This window comes from Nocardioides caldifontis (assembly GCF_008087345.1).
GTDB classification, from domain to species: Bacteria; Actinomycetota; Actinomycetes; order Propionibacteriales; family Nocardioidaceae; genus Marmoricola_A; species Marmoricola_A caldifontis.
Genome location: NZ_VHIB01000008.1, coordinates 69,408 through 86,753 on the forward strand (window position 1 = coordinate 69,408; position 17,346 = coordinate 86,753).

Below are 17,346 nucleotides of genomic sequence, written 5' to 3' on the forward strand. Positions count from 1 at the left end.
GGGGCTTTCTTCCCGGGCTCGCGGGCATGTGGCCCAACCCATGCCGGACCGGAGGCTTGGATCAGGACGAGTCGGGCAAGACTCCCCTGATCCTGACGGCGACGAAAGGTTGCGTGTGATCGCGGGGAGGTACGCGCTCAAGGACGAGGTGGGCCGCGGCGGCATGGGCGTCGTCTGGCGTGCCGAGGACGAGCTCCTCGGCCGTGACGTCGCCGTCAAGCGAGTCGGGCTCACTCCCGGTGGAGCGACCCCGGACCTCGCCCGAGCGGCGCGAGAGGCGCGGCTCGCCGCCACCCTGAACCACCCCAACGTGGTCGCCGTCTTCGACCTCGTCGACCAGGACGACCAGCAGTGGCTGGTCATGGAGTACGTCGAGAGCCGCACGCTCACCCAGCTGGTCGCCGAGCACGGGCCCCTCTCCCCCGACGACGCCGCACGGCTGCTCTGCCAGGCCGCCGACGCCCTGGTGGCCGCGCACCGGGCGGGGATCACCCACCGCGACGTCAAGCCGTCGAACATCCTGATCACCTCCACCGGCCGCGCCAAGCTCACCGACTTCGGGATCGCCCGTGCGGCCGCCGACGCGACGCTCACGCAGACCGGGATGATGACCGGCTCCCCCGCCTACCTCGCTCCCGAGGTCGCCAGCGGGCAGACCGCCGGACCGCACAGCGACGTGTGGGCCCTCGGCGCGACCGCCTACCACGCGTTGACCGGCAAGCCGCCCTTCGAGACCGGCGAGAACGTGCTGGGCACGCTGTGGCGGATCGTCCAGGAAGAGCCCCCGCGGCCCGACGACGCCGGCTGGCTCGCCCCGCTGTTCGAGCACACGATGGTCAAGGACGTCGACGCCCGCTGGTCGATGGAGGAGGTCGCCGACTTCCTGGCACGCGGCGCGGGCACCACCACGAGCGGCGGGCTCGGCTCGGCGACGGCCGAGGACGTCGAGCCGGTCCAGGAGGACGGGCGCACGCAGACCGTCCCGGTGGCCACCGGGGTCCCGCCCGCGCCCGTTCCGCCCGTACGACGGAGGAGGCGGTGGGCCCTGGCGGCGCTCGGCCTCGCCGCGGCCCTGCTCGTGGTGCTGGGGGTGGCGGCCTGGAACTGGCTCGACACCGAGCCGGTCGGGACCGACCGGGCGCGCGACGACTCCTCGCAGGACTCGGCGGAGCCCGGACCGTCGCAGGAGCCGCGTCCCGCGCGGCCCACGGCGAAGGGGATGCGGACGTTCGTCGAGGACTACCTCGCGACCGCGCCGGTCGACCAGACCGAGGCGTTCACGATGCTCACCTCGGAGTTCCAGACCGAGAGCGGCGGGCTCGAGGGGTACCGCGGCTTCTGGTCCAAGGTCGCGTCGGCGCAGCCGGTCGACGTCCAGGTGGACCCCCGCTCGCTCGAGGTCCGGTACACCGTGGAGTACGCGATGAAGGACGGCAACGAGTTCACCGACGTCGTGGAGCTCGTCCTCGCCCACCGCGACGGCGAGTACCGCATCGCCGCCGAGCCGACGAGGTAGCCGGACGGGCCGCGCCTGCCCGCTTTGGAACTGTTCGGGGGGCGGTGTAAGCATGCTCCATGCCTGGAACCAACCTCACCCGCGAGGAGGCGCAGACCCGCGCCGCGCTCCTCGACGTCGAGTCGTACACCGTCGACCTCGACCTCACGACGGGTGACACCACCTTCGCCTCGACCACCGTCCTGCGCTTCACCTGCCGCGAGCCCGGCGCCTCGACCTTCGCCGACCTCGTCGACGCGACGGTCCACGAGGTCGTGCTCAACGGCACCGCGCTCGACCCCGCCGACGTCTACGCCGACAGCCGCATCCGGCTCGACGGGCTGGAGGGGAGCAACGAGCTGCGGGTCGTCGCGGACTGCACCTACAGCCGCAGCGGTGAGGGGCTCCACCGCTTCGTCGACCCGGCCGACGACCGGGTCTACCTCTACACGCAGTTCGAGGTCCCCGACGCCCGCCGCGTCTACACGACGTTCGAGCAGCCCGACCTGAAGTCGGTCTTCACCTTCACCGTCACCGCCCCCGAGGGGTGGACGGTCGTCTCCAACGCGCCGACGCCGGAACCGGAGCCGCTCGGCGACGGCAGGGCGGTGTGGCGGTTCCCCACCACCGACCGGATGTCGACCTACATCACCGCGCTCGTCGCCGGCGAGTACCACGCGGTCTACGACGACTACGAGGGGCCGACGGGGAAGATCCGGCTCGGCCACCTGTGCCGGCAGTCGGTGGTGCCGTTCCTCGACGTCGACGAGCTGCTCGAGGTCACCCGCCAGGGGTTCGCGTTCTTCGAGAGCGCCTTCGACTATCCCTACCCGTTCTCGGTGGGCGAGGGCGAGGTGCGCAAGTACGACCAGGCCTACGTGCCGGAGTACAACATGGGCGCGATGGAGAACGCCGGGTGCGTGACCTACCGCGACGAGTACCTCCCCCGCTCCCGGCAGACCCACGCGTTCTACGAGCAGCGCGCCAACACCGTGCTCCACGAGATGGCGCACATGTGGTTCGGCGACCTCGTGACGATGCGCTGGTGGGACGACCTCTGGCTCAACGAGTCGTTCGCGGAGTGGGCCTCGCACCACGCGATGACCCGCGCCACCAAGTACGTCGACGCCTGGACCGGGTTCGCCAACGCCCGGAAGAACTGGGCCTACCGCCAGGACCAGCTCCCCTCGACCCACCCGATCGCTGCCGACAACGTCGACCTCGAGGCGGTCGAGGTCAACTTCGACGGCATCACCTACGCCAAGGGCGCCTCGACGCTGAAGCAGCTCGTCGCCTGGGTCGGCGAGGAGGAGTTCCTCGAGGGGCTCCGCAGCTACTTCAAGAAGCACGCGTTCGGCAACAGCGAATTCAGCGACCTGCTCTCCGCGCTCGAGGCGGCCAGCGGCCGCGACCTGGCCTCCTGGGCCGAGGAGTGGCTGCAGACCTCCGGGGTCAACACCCTCGAGCCGGTCTTCGAGGTCGGCGAGGACGGGCGGTTCACCTCGTTCGCGATCCGGCAGGGCGCGCACCCCGACTTCCCGACGCTGCGGCGCCACCGGGTAGCGGTCGGGCTCTACGACCGGGTCGACGGCCGGCTGGTGCGCCGCGGCGCCCACGAGACCGACATCCACGGCGAGCTCACCACCGTGGACGAGCTCGTCGGCGTGACCCGCCCCCACCTGCTGCTGCTCAACGACGGCGACCTGACCTACGCCAAGATCCGGCTCGACGAGGAGTCCCTCGACGTCCTGGTCTCCTCGATCGACACCCTCGAGGACTCCCTGGCCCGGGCCCTGTGCTGGGGCGCCGCCTGGGACATGACCCGCGACGCCGAGATGACCGCGACCGACTTCGCGGCCCTCGTCCTCCGCGGGATCGGGACCGAGTCCGACCTGACCGCGGTCCAGGCGCTGCTCCGCTACGCCAAGCAGGCGATCGACACCTACTCCGCCCCGGCCAACCGGCCGGCGCTGCAGGCGCAGTGGGAGGAGGGGCTCTCCGGGCTCGTCGACGCCGCGACGCCCGGCAGCGACCACCAGCTGGCGCTGGTCCGGGCGTTCGCCACCGCGGCGAGGAGCGACGCCGCGCTCGACCGGGTCACCGGGTGGTACCACGGCGGCGCCCCGCTCGAGGGGCTCGAGGTCGACACCGACCTCCGGTGGGCCCTGCTCACCGCGCTGGCCGCGCACGGGCGGGCCGACGAGGCGGCGGTCCTCGCCGAGCTGGAGCGGGACAACACGATCTCGGGCCACGAGCGGGCGGCGGCGGCACGCACGGTGATGCCGACCGCCGAGGCCAAGGAGCATGCCTGGCAGGCGACCGTGGTCCGCACCGACACCCCCAACGAGACGCAGCGGCAGATCGCCGGCGCCTTCCAGGTGACCGGGCAGGACGAGCTGCTCGAGCCCTACGTCGACCGCTACCTCGAGGCGGCCGAGACGGTCTGGGAGACCCACGGGGTCTTCAAGGGCGGCATGGTGCTGCAGCTGCTCTTTCCGCGGGCGCTGGCGACGCGGGAGACCCTCGAGCGGGTGCAGGGGTGGCTGCGGACCGCGAACGCGAACCCTGCCGCGCTGCGCTACGTGCGCGAGGGGGCGGCGGACCTGGAGCGGGCGCTGGCGGCGCAGGAGCGCGACGCCCAGGGGTGAGACGACGCGAGCCCGGCTCCTCGGAGCCGGGCCGGCCGCTCACGCGTGCAGCGTGGGCGGCCGCCGGGCGGAGCCGGCGAGCATGTTGATGCCGCGGACGATGCCGCCGCAGAGGTCGTCGTGGGCGAACTGCGACTGCATCTCCACGACGGCCAGCCGCACGTGGTGGTCCTCGAGCGACCGGCGCACCTGGTCGCCGGTCACCACCTCGAGCACCCGGGCGGCGGGGTCGACCGCGATCAGGACCGAACGGGCGGGGGCCACGAGGGCCGCGTGCAGCCGCTCGGCGTACAGCCGGGGGTCCCCTTCGAGCTTCCCGACGTAGACGGAGAACTCGAAGCGGCAGACGGTCTCGGCGTCGCGGATCGCCTTGTCGATCGACGCCCGCTGCGCGTCGGTGAAACCGTCACCACCGGCCACCGGCACCACCCTTGTCCTCGCTCTGCGCGGTCGGCTCGGGGGTGCCCTCGACGCCCTTGCGGGGACCGCCGAACCACTCGGAGCGCTGCTGGAAGGCCAGCGCCGGCTCGGAGGACTGGCCGCGCATCATCGACGGCAGGTACACCGCCAGGGCGAGCAGCGCGATGACCGCCAGCGGGATGCCGCCGAGGATCAGCAGCAGCTCCAGCGCCGAGCCGTTGTCGGGGTCCTCCCACGACTCGGGCGGGGTGGCGAAGGCCGGGGCGGCGAGCGACCCGAGGGCCAACCCCGTCAGCAGCACGAGCGGGCGGGCCACCGCACGGACGGCCCGGAGGAAGGCGGTCGAGAGCATGTCGATCGTCACAGACCGAAGCCTACCGTTCGGCTCGGAGCGGGCCAGCACCGCTCGCTAGCCTGGCGACCCATGATCCCGCTCACCGAGACCACGCCGGAGTGCGAGCAGGAGGACTGGCTCTGCAAGCAGGTCACCGACCTGACCGGCAACGAGTGGCTGGGCGCCGCCGCCGACTGGCTGATCGCCAAGCCCGCCATCATCCTCTTCGTCGTCCTGCTCGGGCTGCTCTGCCGCTGGCTCGCCTACAAGCTGGTCAACCGGCTCGTCGAGCGTGCGTCGACGGGGGTGCTGCCCACGAGCCCGCAGGGGCGGTTCCACACCGACGTCGCGCCCGACAACGCGGCCGCCCGCATCGCTGCGGCACGCCGCAAGCAGCGAGCCGAGACGATGGGCGCGGTGCTCAAGAGCGTCGCGTCGTTCACGATCCTCGTGATCGTCGTGATCATGTCGCTCTCCGAGCTGAGCGTGAACGTCGGGCCGTTGATCGCGGGCGCCGGGATCGTCGGCGTGGCGCTCGGCTTCGGCGCCCAGTCGCTGGTCTCGGACTTCCTGTCCGGGCTCTTCATGCTCTTCGAGGACCAGTACGGCATCGGTGACGTCGTCGACCTCGGCGACGCGAGCGGCACGGTCGAGGCGGTCACGCTGCGGATCACGCGGCTCCGCGACGTCAACGGCACCGTCTGGTACATCCGCAACGGCGAGATCCGCCGGGTCGGCAACCAGAGCCAGAACTGGGCGCGCACGGTGCTCGACGTCACCGTCGGCTACGGCGAGGACCTCCCCCGGATCCGTCAGGTGCTCGCCGAGACCTGCCAGGCCCTGTACGACGACCCCGAGTGGCGCGGCAAGGTCATGGAGGAGCCCGAGGTCTGGGGCGTGGAGCGGATGGAGGCCGACGGCATCGCCGTCCGGGTCGCCATCAAGACCGCTCCCCTGGAGCAGTGGGCCGTCGCCCGCGAGCTGCGCGAGCGCATCAAGCAGCGGTTCGACCGCGAGGGGATCGAGATCCCGTTCCCCCAGCGCGTGGTCTGGCAGCGGTCGGAGCCGCCCACCCCGATGGCCGGCAGCGACGCCGACGACGCCTGACCCCGGCGCGGACCTCCAGGGGTCCGCGCCGGGACCGTCAGCGCGTCAGGCGAGCGACGCGTCCAGCGTGATGGTCGTGCCGGTGAGCGCCTGGGACACCGGGCAGTTCTTCTTCGCGTCCTCGGCAGCCGCCTTGAACGCGTCCTCGTCCATCCCGTCGACCGAGCCGACGAGGGTGAGGTGGATCCCGGTGATGCCGGTGCCCGGCTGGAAGGTCACGTCGGCGGTCACGTCCAGCGAGGTCGGCGGGGTACCGGCCTTCGCGAGACCGTTCGACAGCGCCATCGAGAAGCAGGCCGAGTGGGCGGCCGCGATGAGCTCCTCGGGGCTGGTCTTCCCGTTGGGCTCCTCCGCGCGGGCCGGCCACGACACGTCGTACGTGCCGAGGCCGCTGGAGGCGAGCGTGACCTGGCCGGCGCCTTCGAACAGCGAGCCTTCCCAGTGGGTCTTTGCCTGGCGGACAGTCGCCATGAACAACTCCTTCGCACGTGGTGGGGGCGGGCCGCCGCCACGACGGCCCGTCGGCCAACCTACCCACGCCGCCCGGGGCGTCACCGCCCGGCTGCGACAATGGGGCCGTGAGCGAGAGCCAGACCGAGGGAGCAGCGCAGGAGCAGGCGTTCTTCGACGAGATCGGCGGGCTGCCGGTGATCGAGAAGATCGTGGCGCGGTTCTACGAGGGCGTGGCCACCGACGAGGTGCTCCGGCCGATGTACGCCGACGAGGACCTCGCGGACGGCTCGGCGGCCCGGCGGCTGTCGATGTTCCTGGCGCAGTACTGGGGCGGCCCGTCGACGTACTCCCAGGAGCGCGGCCACCCGCGGCTCCGCATGCGCCACGCGCCGTTCACCGTGAACCGGGTCGCCGCGGAGCACTGGCTGAAGCACTTCCGCGCCGGGCTCGACGAGGCGGGACTCACCCCGGAGCAGGACGCGCGGTTCTGGGGCTACGTCACCTACGCCGCCCAGTTCATGCTGAACAGCGAGGACTGAGACGGGGACGGGCCGGCCAGGCGGGTCCGTCAGCCGGCCGGACCGAGGAGCGCCTGCCGCTGCCGCTCGGAGAGCTCCGCGGCCCGCTGGGTCGCGGCGTCGAAGGCGACCATGACCGCGCGCGAGCGGGACAGCACCTTCTCGCCGTCGCGGATCCACCCCTCGATCACGAACGACGACCGACCGACGTGGGCGACCCAGGTCTGGACCTCGTAGGGCTCCTCCCGGAAGAACATCGGCGTGCGGTAGTCGACGTCGATCTGCGCCACCACGACGCTGTCCGCACCCGACTCCCCCGCCCGGGCCTCCGCGGCCCAGCTCGTCGCCCCGACCTGGGCGATGCGGGCCTCCTGGAAGAACTCGAAGTACTTCACGTTGTTGACGTGGCGGTAGGCGTCGACGTCGGAGAACCGCACCGGGCAGAGCCAGGTGAACCGCCGCTCGTCCGGCACCTCGCTGACCTTCACCGACGCCGGCAGCGGCTCCACGTCGTCGACGAGGAAGCGGCGGAGCACCTCCTGCTCCTCCGGGCGCACGCGCCGCGGGTGCTCGGTCGCGAAGCTGTACGGCGTGAGCACCGACCGGGCCTGCAGGTAGACGCGCCGGCCGTCGAGGGTCTCGTCGAACACCTCGTAGGCGAGGGTGAACGTGGAGGCGCGGACCTCGGTCACCCAGACCTCGATGCTCACCGGCTCGGGGCGGTAGACCAGCGGCGCGAGGTACCTCACCTCGTGGCGCACCACCACGACGCCCTCGGCGAGCTCCTCGCCGCCGCTCGCGGGCGGGTGGACCCGCAGCATGTCGACGCGCGCCTCCTGGAGGTAGTCGACGTACGTCACGTTGTTGACGTGGCCGAGCTGGTCCATGTCCGCCCAGCGGATCGGGCACCGGTAGAGGTGACGAGTCACACCGTGCATGCTCGCAGAGTGCGCGCCTAGTGTGGGCCGCGGCCCACGCCGCCCCTACGAACGGAGACCCAGCCCATGCCTGAGGCAGTGATCGTCTCGACCGCCCGCTCCCCCATCGGCCGCGCGAACAAGGGCTCGTTGAAGGAGATGCGCCCCGACGAGCTGAGCGCGCAGATGGTCCGTGCGGCCCTCGACAAGGTGCCTGCCCTCGACCCGACCGACATCGACGACCTGATCCTCGGCTGCGGCCTCCCGGGCGGTGAGTCCGGCAACAACATGGGCCGCGTCGTCTCGGTGCTGCTCGGGCTCGACGGGGTGCCGGGCACGACCGTCACCCGCTACTGCTCCTCGTCGGTGCAGACCACCCGGATGGCGTTCCACGCGATCAAGGCCGGCGAGGGCGACGTCTTCGTCAGCGCCGGCGTGGAGACGGTCTCCCGCTTCGCCAAGGGCACCTCCGACCACCTCCCCGACACCCGCAACCCCCGGTTCGAGGACGCGGCGGCCCGGACCGCGAAGCTCGCCGAAGGCGGCCAGGACTGGCACGACCCGCGCGAGGACGGGCTCCTGCCCGACGTCTACATCGCGATGGGCCAGACCGCCGAGAACGTCGCCCGGCTCCGCGGCATCACCCGCGAGGAGGCCGACGAGTACGGCGTCCGCAGCCAGAACCTCGCCGAGAAGGCGATCGCGGACGGGTTCTGGGCCAAGGAGATCACCCCGGTCACGCTTCCCGACGGCACGGTCGTGACCGCCGACGACGGCCCGCGCGCCGGCGTGACGATGGAGCAGGTCTCCCAACTGAAGCCGGTGTTCCGCCCCGACGGCATCGTCACCGCCGGCAACTGCTGCCCGCTCAACGACGGCGCGGCGGCGGTCGTGGTCATGTCCGACACGAAGGCCCGCGAGCTCGGGCTCACGCCGCTCGCGCGCATCGTCTCCACCGGGCTGACCGGGCTCTCCCCCGAGGTCATGGGGCTCGGCCCCGTCGAGGCGTCGAAGCAGGCGCTGAAGCACGCCGGGATGACGATCGACGACATCGACCTCGTCGACATCAACGAGGCGTTCGCCGCGCAGGTCATCCCGTCGTACCGCGACCTGGGTGCCGACCTCGACAAGGTCAACGTCAACGGCGGCGCGATCGCGATCGGCCACCCCTTCGGCATGACCGGCGCCCGGATGCAGGCGACGATGATCAACTCGCTGCAGCACCACGACAAGTCCACCGGGCTGGTCACGATGTGCGTCGGCGGGGGTCAGGGCATGGCGCTCGTCCTCGAGCGCCTCTCCTGAGGGGGCTTCCGGAAAAACCCATGGTGCCCTGGGGATCTGGTCCTTGCCATCGGTTGCAATCGATGGGGAGGGCCAGTTCCTCGTGGGGAGTACGCCGGTCGCACGCGGGTCTCGAGGTCAGGCGGCTGACCGCATCATCGACCGGACGATCGAGGCGGTGCGCACGGCGTCGTACAGCATCTCCCACGTGATCCGGATGAAGCGCATCCAGTGACGCGGCGCAGGTGGTCCTCGCGCTGCTTCTCCCGGAACACGGCGTCGCCGGGGTCCTCCCCGGGGCGGAGGTACCGGCCGTACTTGACCTTGCCGTCGAACTCACCGAGCAGGCCGAGTGCGGGCCAGGCGAAGTCGGTGATCCCGATGAGGACGCCGCCGTCGTACACCTCGTACTGCAGCTCGGGGGCGGGTAGCCCGGCCTTCCAGAACAGGTGACAGCTGCGGGTCTCACCCACGGAAGCCCTTCGGCCGTCCGCCAGGCGCACGACGAGCTCGAGGTGCAGGCTCAGCGGCCAGGACGTCATGAGCGCTGCCTGCCCGACCAGCTCCTCCTGGGTGAAGCGGCCCAGGCGGAGCCCCGAGTCCACCAGGCACAGGGCGTGCTCGACGTCGAGCAACGTGGCCGACTCCATAGCGGCACGCACCGCACTGGTCATCGTGAGCCCCTCATGGGTCACGAGATCCTCGGGGAGACAGAGCCCCTCGTGGTGCGTCACGTCCGCAATGACCCTGCCGGCGCCACCGTCCAGACGGGTCACGTGTGCCCGACCCAACGGCACCTCCCACAGGTCTAAGCCATGCAGCAGGCTGGCGCTGTGGTGGCTCGCAGCCACGCGGCCGCCGTGCGACCTGAGAAGGCCTCGGACCAGCAGGACGTGACGGTCCTTGTCGTCGGCAGCGGCCCACAGGTCACCCAGCACGTAGGTCCCTTGCCGGACGCGGACCAGCTCCCCCGACCGGACACCGCGTCGGAGCGCGGCGTCGGTCATCCCGAGCGCGACTGCCTCGTGGCGGAAGAACACGCCGTGCTCGCTGCACAGGCCCCGGAGGACATCGTCGAATCCCGTCATGACCGGGGAGCATGGCGACGTCTCCGGACGACACGACGGGAGCGGTCCGGGGCTGTGGAAGGACCGCCCAGTGCCCGCCCTGGGGATGGTCACCGGCTCTGGAGGTCAGCTCCACGTCTCGTGACAGCGAGCGGCGCGCGAACATCCCTCAGAAAACTGGCCCTCCCCATCGACTGCAACGTGTGGGGAGGGCCGGTTTCCCAGGGCACCATGGGATTTTGCGGAGGACCGCTCAGTCGCGGGTGAGGCGCCGGTGGGTGACCCGGTGCGGTCGAGCGGCCTCGACACCGAGCCGCTCGATCTTGTTCGCCTCGTAGGCCGCGAAGTTGCCCTCGAACCAGAACCACGTGGCCTCGTTCTCGTCGTCGCCCTCCCAGGCGAGGATGTGGGTCGCCGTGCGGTCGAGGAACCACCGGTCGTGGGAGGTGATCACGGCACAGCCGGGGAACTCGAGCAGCGCGTCCTCGAGCGACTGGAGGGTCTCGACGTCCAGGTCGTTGGTCGGCTCGTCGAGGAGCAGCAGGTTGCCGCCCATCTTCAGCGTCAGGGCCAGGTTCAGCCGGTTGCGCTCACCACCGGAGAGCACGCCGGCCTTCTTCTGCTGGTCTGCGCCCTTGAACCCGAACGACGCGATGTACGCGCGGGACGGCATCTCGAAGCTGGCCACCTTGATGTGGTCGAGCCCGTCGGAGACGACCTCCCAGACGTTCTTGTTCGGGTCGATCCCGCCGCGGCTCTGGTCGACGTAGGAGATGCTCACCGTCTGGCCGACCTTGAGCTGGCCCTGGTCGGGCTGCTCCTGCCCCACGATCATCCGGAAGAGCGTGGTCTTGCCGACGCCGTTGGGGCCGATCACGCCGACGATGCCGGCGCGCGGCAGCTTGAAGGACAGGTCGTCGATCAGGAGCCGGTCGCCGAACCCCTTGGTGAGCCCCTCGGCCTCCAGCACCACGTCGCCGAGCCGCGGGCCCGGCGGGATGTTGATCTCGGAGACGTCGACCTTGCGGTTGCGCTCCGCCTCCGCCGCGAGCTCCTCGTAGCGGGCCAGACGGGACTTGCTCTTCGCCTGCCGCGCCTTCGGGTTCGAGCGCACCCACTCGAGCTCGCGCTCGAGCATCTTGGCGCGCTTCGCGTCCTTGGCCCCCTCGACCTTGAGCCGCTCCTTCTTGGTCTCGAGGTAGGTGGAGTAGTTGCCCTCGTAGGGGTGGGTCTTGCCGCGGTCCAGCTCGAGGATCCACGACGCGACGTTGTCCAGGAAGTACCGGTCGTGGGTGACGGCCAGGACGGCACCGGGGTACGACGCGAGGTGCCCCTCCAGCCACTGCACCGACTCGGCGTCGAGGTGGTTGGTGGGCTCGTCGAGGAGCAGCAGGTCGGGCTGCTGGAGCAGCAGCTTGCAGAGCGCCACCCGGCGGCGCTCACCACCGGACAGGTTGTCGACGATCGCGTCCGGCGGCGGGCACCGCAGGGCGTCCATCGCCTGGTCGAGCCGGCTGTCGAGGTCCCACGCGTTGGCATGGTCGAGGTCGGTCTGCAGGTCGCCCATCTCGGCGAGGAGCTTGTCGTAGTCGGCGTCCGGGTTCGCCATCTCCTCGGAGATCTCGTTGAACCGGTCGAGCTTCGCCTTGATCTCGCCGACGGCCTCCTGGATGTTCTCCAGCACCGTCCGCCCCTCGGTCAACGGCGGCTCCTGCTGGAGCATCCCGACCGTCGCCTCGGGGTCCTTGATCGCGTCGCCGTTGTTCGGGTGGTCCAGCCCCGCCATGATCTTCAGGAGCGAGGACTTCCCGGTGCCGTTCGGACCGACGACGCCGATCTTGGCGCCGTGGAGGAACGACAGGGTGACGTTGTCGAGGACGACCTTGTCGCCGTGGGCCTTGCGCACGTTGCGCAGCGTGAATACGTACTCAGCCATGATGCGGCCAGCCTACGGCTCGCCCGCGCACCCGTCCCAATCGAGCCGCCCGCCTGCCGGGCCACCTTGCTCGTCGGACCCGTCCGGACGGGGTCCGACGTACCCGGGGTTCAGGCGGCGTACTCGGCGGCCAGCTCCTCCTCGAGCCCGACCGGCTCCTGCCCCTCGGCCTCCGTGGCGGAGGGCTGGCGGACCTCCTCCTGCGCGCCCTCCGCGGGCGCCGCGTCCCGTCGCGGCTTGGAGAAGTGCGTCGTCCCACGGGTGAGGTCGTGCCCCACCAGCAACGCCTCCACGTGCAGCGTCGTGCTCGGCGCCCCCTCGTCCGGGGTCCAGGTCTCGGTCCTGAGCCGGCCGTGGACGAAGACCGGGTCGCCCTTGCGGATGGAGTGGGCGAGGTTCTCGGCGAGCTGGCGCCAGGCGGTGACCGTGTACCACGTCGTCTCGCCGTCGACCCACTCCCCGTCCTTCTTGAGCCGCGGGGTCGCGCCGACCCGGAAGGTGGCGACGCTGACGTCCCGGGCGACCCGGTGGCGCACGTCGCCGCCGACCCAGCCGCGGAAGGTGACGAAGGTGTCGTTCATGAGCTCTCCTCTGTGTCTGGACTGACACGAGGAGCCTCCGCCACCCGCTGCCGCCGGCCCACCCACCGCCGGCAGGCGGTGGAGAGGACGCGGGTCTCCGCCCTGTGGACGCAGGGCGGCTCAGGTGAGCTCGAGGCCCGGGTACAGCGGGTGCTTGTCCAGGAGCTCCGCGGAGGCGGCCCGCGTCCGCTCGACCACCCCGTCCTCCAGCGTGTACGTCGCCTTGGACGGCGCGCCTGCCGAGGTGGTCTTCGGCGTGGTGCTCGACAGCACGTCGACCACCAGCTCGGCCACCCGGTCGAACTCGTCGTGCCCGAAGCCGCGGGTGGTCAGCGCGGGCGTGCCGAAGCGGATGCCGGAGGTGTACCAGGCGCCGTTGGGGTCCGAGGGGACGCTGTTGCGGTTGGTCACCACGCCGGCGTCGAGGAGCGCCGACTCGGCCTGCCGCCCGGTCAGCCCGAAGGAGGTCACGTCCAGCAGCACGATGTGGTTGTCGGTGCCGCCGGTGACGAGCTTGGCGCCCCGCGAGAGGAAGCCGTCGGCCAGGGACTTGGCGTTGTCGGCGATCCGCTGGGCGTAGTCGCGGAACGACTGCTGGCGCGCCTCGGCGAGCGCGACGGCCTTCGCCGCCATCACGTGCGAGAGCGGGCCGCCGAGCACCATCGGGCAGCCGCGGTCGACCGACGGTGCGAACTCCTCGGTCGCGAGGACCAGGCCGCCACGGGGGCCGCGCAGCGACTTGTGGGTGGTGGTGGTGACGACGTGGGCGTGCGGGACCGGGTCCTCGTTGCCGGTGAAGACCTTGCCGGCGACCAGCCCGGCGAAGTGCGCCATGTCCACCATCAGCGTGGCGTCCACCTCGTCGGCGATCTCGCGCATCTTCGCGAAGTCGATGCGGCGCGGGTAGGCGGAGTAGCCGGCGACGAGGATCAGCGGGCGGAACTCGCGTGCCGCCTCCCGCACCCGGTCGTAGTCGAGCAGCCCGGTCTCGGGGTCGGTGCCGTAGGAGCGCTGGTGGAACATCTTGCCGCTGATGTTCGGCCGGAACCCGTGGGTGAGGTGGCCGCCCGCGTCGAGCGACATCCCGAGCATCCGCTGGTTGCCGAGATCGTGGCGCAGCTCCTCCCAATCGGCCTCTGTGAGCTCGTTCACGTTCTTGACCGCGTGCTTCTCCAGCGCGGGCGACTCGACGCGGTGCGCGAGGATCGACCAGAACGCCACCAGGTTCGCGTCGATGCCGGAGTGCGGCTGCGCGTAGGCGTACTCCGCGCCGAACAGCTCGCGGGCGTGCTCGGCGGCGAGCGCCTCGACGGTGTCGACGTTCTGGCACCCGGCGTAGAAGCGGTGACCGATCGTGCCCTCGGCGTACTTGTCCGAGAACCAGGTGCCCATGGTGAGCAGCACCGCAGGCGAGGCGTAGTTCTCGCTGGCGATGAGCTTCAGGGACGCGCGCTGGTCCGCGAGCTCGGCGCGGGTGGCCTCGGCGACACGCGGCTCGACGGCGGCGATGACCTCGAGGGCCGCGTCGTACGCCTCGGAGGTGCGCCGGGCCAGGTCGGCAGACTGGGACGAGGGAGAGTCGGTCATGCGCGGAAGCCTAGACCCGTGGCTCTTCGCGCGGGACCCGGCGTCCGTACCAGAATGTGGACCTCCATCTCATGGCATGAGACGCGCATTTGTGAGAACGCCGTCCGTCAGTCGAGACTGGTCCGGTGATCAGCGCTGCAACCGCCCAGTTCCTCGTGGCCCGACGCCACGTGGACCTCGGGCGCACCCGCAGCATGATCTGTATGTCGGCCTGACAGTGCCGCCTCCGGCGGCACGACGCCCTGCTCCACGCAGCCAGGTGCGCAGTCGCCGACACCGCCTTCCGACACCGTCGTCGGGGACGTCAGCGCGAGCGCGCCACGACCTACAGGAACGCACCCCATGACGACAGACTCCACCCGCCCTGCGCGCAAGCCCCGAGCCAAGCGCGGAGAGGGCCAGTGGGCACTGGGTTACCGCGAGCCCCTGAACCCCAACGAGCAGTTCAAGAAGGACGACAACCCGCTCAACGTGCGGGCGCGCATCGAGCACGTCTACTCCAAGCGCGGCTTCTCCTCCATCGACCCCAACGACCTGCGCGGCCGGATGCGGTGGCTGGGGCTCTACACCCAGCGGCGCCCCGGGCTCGACGGCGGCAAGACCGCGACGCTCGAGCCGCACGAGCTCGACGACGAGTTCTTCATGATGCGGGTCCGCAGCGACGGCCAGCTCCTCTCGGCCGACGCCCTGCGCGCGCTCGGCAGCGTCTCGACCGACTTCGCCCGCGACACGGCGGACATCACCGACCGGCAGAACATCCAGTACCACTGGATCCGCATCGAGGACGTGCCCACGATCTGGGAGCGGCTCGAGAGCGTCGGGCTCAGCACCACCGAGGCCTGCGGTGACTCCCCCCGCCCGTTCCTCGGCTCGCCGGTCGCCGGCATCGCGAAGGACGAGATCATCGACGGCACCCCGGCGCTCGCCGAGATCAAGCGCCGCTTCATCGGGGACCCGCAGTACTCCAACCTCCCTCGCAAGTTCAAGACGTCGGTCTCCGGCCACCCCAGCCTCGACGGCGCCCCCGAAGTCAACGACGTCTCCTTCGTGGGCACGGTGCACCCGGACCACGGCCCCGGCTTCGACCTGTGGGTCGGCGGCGGCCTGTCGACCAACCCGATGCTCGCGCAGAAGCTCGGCGTCTGGGTCCCGCTCGACGAGGTGGCCGACGTCTGGGAAGGCGTCGTCGGGATCTTCCGCGACTACGGTTACCGCCGGCTCCGCAGCCGCGCGCGGCTGAAGTTCCTCGTCGCCGACTGGGGCGTGGAGAAGTTCCGCGACGTGCTCGAGAACGAGTACCTCAAGCGCAAGCTCGTCGACGGCCCCTCCCCCGGCGCCCCCGACGTCAGCGGCGACCACATCGGCGTGCACGAGCAGAAGGACGGCAAGTTCTACATCGGTGTCGCGCCGACGGCCGGCCGGGTCTCCGGCACGATCCTCACCGCGGTGGGCGACGTCGTCGAGCGGTACGGCGCGGCCGGCGCCCGGTTCACGTCGTACCAGAAGCTCGTGGTCATCGGGGTCGACGGCGCCGACGTCGAGTCGGTCGTCTCGGACCTGGAGGACGTCGGTCTCTCGGCGCGGCCCTCCCCCTGGCGGCGGTCGACCATGGCCTGCACCGGGATCGAGTTCTGCAAGCTCGCGATCGTCGAGACCAAGGAGCGCGCGATCCGGCTCGTCGACGAGCTCGAGCGCCGGTTCCCCGACCTCGACACCCCGATCACCGTCAACGTCAACGGCTGCCCCAACGCCTGCGCGCGGACCCAGGTCGCGGACATCGGGCTCAAGGGCCAGCTCGTCCTCGACGCCGACGGCAACCAGGTCGAGGGGTTCCAGGTGCACCTCGGCGGTGGCATCGGGCTGGCCGGTGCGACCGCGAGCGCGCCGTTCGGCCGCAAGCTGCGGGCGCACAAGGTGATCAGCGCCGGGCTCGACGACTACATCACCAACGTCGTGCACGCCTACCTCGCCGAGCGCGAGGAGGGCGAGCCGTTCAACGCCTGGGTGGCACGCGCCGACGAGGCGTCGCTCAAGGGTGAGCGGGTCCTGGCAGGGGCCTCCGCATGAGCGAGCGCATGGCGCCGTTCCACTGCCCCTACTGCGGCGAGGAAGACCTGCGCCCGCACGAGGTCGCCGAGGGCTCCGGCCACGGCGCCTGGGAGTGCCGGTCCTGCATGCGCGCGTTCAAGCTGTCGTTCCTCGGTCTGCTGAGGCCGACCTCGTGACGGCCGCGACGAGCACGCGCGCCTTCCACGCACGGGGCACCGCGACGGAGGGGCGCAGCGAGCAGGAGCTGCGCGACCTCGTGAGGCACGCCGGCGCCGAGCTGGAGCTCGCCCCCGCCGAGGTGATCATCGAGTGGGCCGCCGCCACCTTCGGCGAGCGGTTCTGCGTCACCTCGTCGATGGGCGACGCCGTCCTGGCCCACCTCGCGTCGTCGGTGGTGCCGGGGATCGACCTGGTCTTCCTCGACACCGGCTACCACTTCGCCGAGACGATCGGGACCCGTGACGCGGTGGCGGCGACGCTGCCGGTGAACCTCATCTCGATCACCCCGGTGCAGAGCGTCACCGAGCAGGACGCCGAGCACGGGCCACGCCTCTACGAGCGCGACCCCGACCTGTGCTGCGCGCTGCGCAAGGTCAAGCCGCTCGAGGAGTCGCTGTCCGGCTACGACGCGTGGGCCACCGGGCTGCGCCGCGCCGAGACCCGCAACCGGGTGATCGCGCCGGTCATCGGCTGGGACGCCCGCAAGCGCAAGGTCAAGGTCTCGCCGCTCGCCCGGTGGAGCGACGACCAGGTCGAGCGCTACGTCGCGGAGAACGGCGTCCTGGTGAACCCGCTGCAGTACGACGGCTACCCCTCGATCGGCTGCGCCCCCTGCACCCGGCGGGTCGCTCCCGGAGCCGACCCCCGCAGCGGCCGCTGGGCCGGCACCGGCAAGACCGAGTGCGGGATCCACGCCTGACCCGACCACCCACCGAACGACACCGAACGAC

Annotated in this window: 16 protein-coding genes; 8 read left to right on the forward strand and 8 right to left on the reverse strand. The window is 71.2% G+C overall.

What is annotated here, in order from left to right:
• Window positions 1–115: 115 nt before the first annotated feature.
• Together FIP57_RS14620 and pepN are read left to right on the forward strand one after the other, a co-directional pair.
• Complete coding sequence (locus FIP57_RS14620; protein WP_162529821.1) at window positions 116–1,516, forward strand: serine/threonine-protein kinase; 1,401 nt, start codon at window positions 116–118, stop codon at window positions 1,514–1,516.
• A gap of 59 nt (window positions 1,517–1,575) precedes the next feature.
• On the forward strand, window positions 1,576–4,143 hold the full coding sequence (gene pepN / locus FIP57_RS14625; protein ID WP_148574287.1) for an aminopeptidase N: 2,568 nt from the start codon (window positions 1,576–1,578) through the stop codon (window positions 4,141–4,143).
• A gap of 39 nt (window positions 4,144–4,182) precedes the next feature.
• On the opposite strand, the gene FIP57_RS14630 is transcribed toward pepN, so the two are convergent.
• Together FIP57_RS14630 and FIP57_RS14635 are read right to left on the reverse strand one after the other, a co-directional pair.
• Window positions 4,183–4,563: a DUF5130 family protein gene (locus FIP57_RS14630; RefSeq protein ID WP_148574288.1), complete on the reverse strand. Its 381-nt coding sequence runs from the start codon at window positions 4,561–4,563 to the stop codon at window positions 4,183–4,185.
• Window positions 4,550–4,927, reverse strand: a complete 378-nt coding sequence (locus FIP57_RS14635; protein WP_148574289.1) for a hypothetical protein — start codon at window positions 4,925–4,927, stop codon at window positions 4,550–4,552. The genes FIP57_RS14630 and FIP57_RS14635 overlap by 14 nt, the downstream gene beginning before the upstream one ends.
• A 60-nt stretch (window positions 4,928–4,987) precedes the next feature.
• Between FIP57_RS14635 and FIP57_RS14640 the strand changes: the two genes are divergently transcribed.
• Entirely contained in the window at window positions 4,988–6,004 is a 1,017-nt protein-coding gene (locus FIP57_RS14640; RefSeq protein ID WP_148574290.1) for a mechanosensitive ion channel family protein, read from the forward strand.
• Between the two features lie 45 nt (window positions 6,005–6,049).
• Here the strand turns inward: FIP57_RS14640 and FIP57_RS14645 are convergent, their stop codons facing one another.
• On the reverse strand, window positions 6,050–6,475 hold the full coding sequence (locus FIP57_RS14645) for an OsmC family protein (protein ID WP_148574291.1): 426 nt from the start codon (window positions 6,473–6,475) through the stop codon (window positions 6,050–6,052).
• A gap of 107 nt (window positions 6,476–6,582) precedes the next feature.
• Between FIP57_RS14645 and FIP57_RS14650 the strand changes: the two genes are divergently transcribed.
• Window positions 6,583–6,996 carry a globin domain-containing protein gene (locus tag FIP57_RS14650; RefSeq protein WP_148574292.1) on the forward strand — a complete coding sequence of 138 codons (414 nt, stop codon included), beginning with the start codon at window positions 6,583–6,585 and terminating at the stop codon, window positions 6,994–6,996.
• A gap of 29 nt (window positions 6,997–7,025) precedes the next feature.
• On the opposite strand, the gene FIP57_RS14655 is transcribed toward FIP57_RS14650, so the two are convergent.
• Window positions 7,026–7,913 carry an acyl-CoA thioesterase gene (locus FIP57_RS14655; protein ID WP_203231277.1) on the reverse strand — a complete coding sequence of 296 codons (888 nt, stop codon included), beginning with the start codon at window positions 7,911–7,913 and terminating at the stop codon, window positions 7,026–7,028.
• A gap of 66 nt (window positions 7,914–7,979) precedes the next feature.
• On the opposite strand from FIP57_RS14655, the gene FIP57_RS14660 reads away from it, so the two are divergent.
• Window positions 7,980–9,197: an acetyl-CoA C-acetyltransferase gene (locus FIP57_RS14660; RefSeq protein WP_148574293.1), complete on the forward strand. Its 1,218-nt coding sequence runs from the start codon at window positions 7,980–7,982 to the stop codon at window positions 9,195–9,197.
• 134 nt (window positions 9,198–9,331) lie between these two features.
• Here FIP57_RS14660 and FIP57_RS14665 read toward each other — a convergent pair whose 3' ends face one another.
• The 4 genes from FIP57_RS14665 to FIP57_RS14680 form a co-directional block, all read right to left on the reverse strand.
• Window positions 9,332–10,264: a type IV toxin-antitoxin system AbiEi family antitoxin domain-containing protein gene (locus tag FIP57_RS14665; protein ID WP_148574294.1), complete on the reverse strand. Its 933-nt coding sequence runs from the start codon at window positions 10,262–10,264 to the stop codon at window positions 9,332–9,334.
• 232 nt (window positions 10,265–10,496) lie between these two features.
• Window positions 10,497–12,179, reverse strand: a complete 1,683-nt coding sequence (ettA, locus tag FIP57_RS14670; RefSeq protein WP_148574295.1) for an energy-dependent translational throttle protein EttA — start codon at window positions 12,177–12,179, stop codon at window positions 10,497–10,499.
• Between the two features lie 110 nt (window positions 12,180–12,289).
• Window positions 12,290–12,760: a single-stranded DNA-binding protein gene (locus FIP57_RS14675; protein ID WP_148574296.1), complete on the reverse strand. Its 471-nt coding sequence runs from the start codon at window positions 12,758–12,760 to the stop codon at window positions 12,290–12,292.
• Window positions 12,761–12,880: 120 nt separating this feature from the next.
• Complete coding sequence (locus FIP57_RS14680) at window positions 12,881–14,347, reverse strand: glycine hydroxymethyltransferase (protein ID WP_148574297.1); 1,467 nt, start codon at window positions 14,345–14,347, stop codon at window positions 12,881–12,883.
• A 342-nt stretch (window positions 14,348–14,689) separates the two neighbouring features.
• Between FIP57_RS14680 and FIP57_RS14685 the strand changes: the two genes are divergently transcribed.
• From FIP57_RS14685 to FIP57_RS14690, 3 genes are read left to right on the forward strand one after another with little or no spacing between them, the layout of a single operon-like run.
• The gene (locus FIP57_RS14685; RefSeq protein WP_148574298.1) at window positions 14,690–16,414 is read left to right on the forward strand and encodes a nitrite/sulfite reductase; all 1,725 of its coding nucleotides are present in this window, start codon (window positions 14,690–14,692) and stop codon (window positions 16,412–16,414) included.
• Window positions 16,411–16,572 carry a hypothetical protein gene (locus FIP57_RS23720; RefSeq protein ID WP_203231278.1) on the forward strand — a complete coding sequence of 54 codons (162 nt, stop codon included), beginning with the start codon at window positions 16,411–16,413 and terminating at the stop codon, window positions 16,570–16,572. Before FIP57_RS14685 ends, FIP57_RS23720 begins: the two co-directional genes overlap by 4 nt.
• The gene (locus tag FIP57_RS14690) at window positions 16,569–17,315 is read left to right on the forward strand and encodes a phosphoadenylyl-sulfate reductase (RefSeq protein WP_148574299.1); all 747 of its coding nucleotides are present in this window, start codon (window positions 16,569–16,571) and stop codon (window positions 17,313–17,315) included. Before FIP57_RS23720 ends, FIP57_RS14690 begins: the two co-directional genes overlap by 4 nt.
• Window positions 17,316–17,346 lie beyond the last annotated feature (31 nt).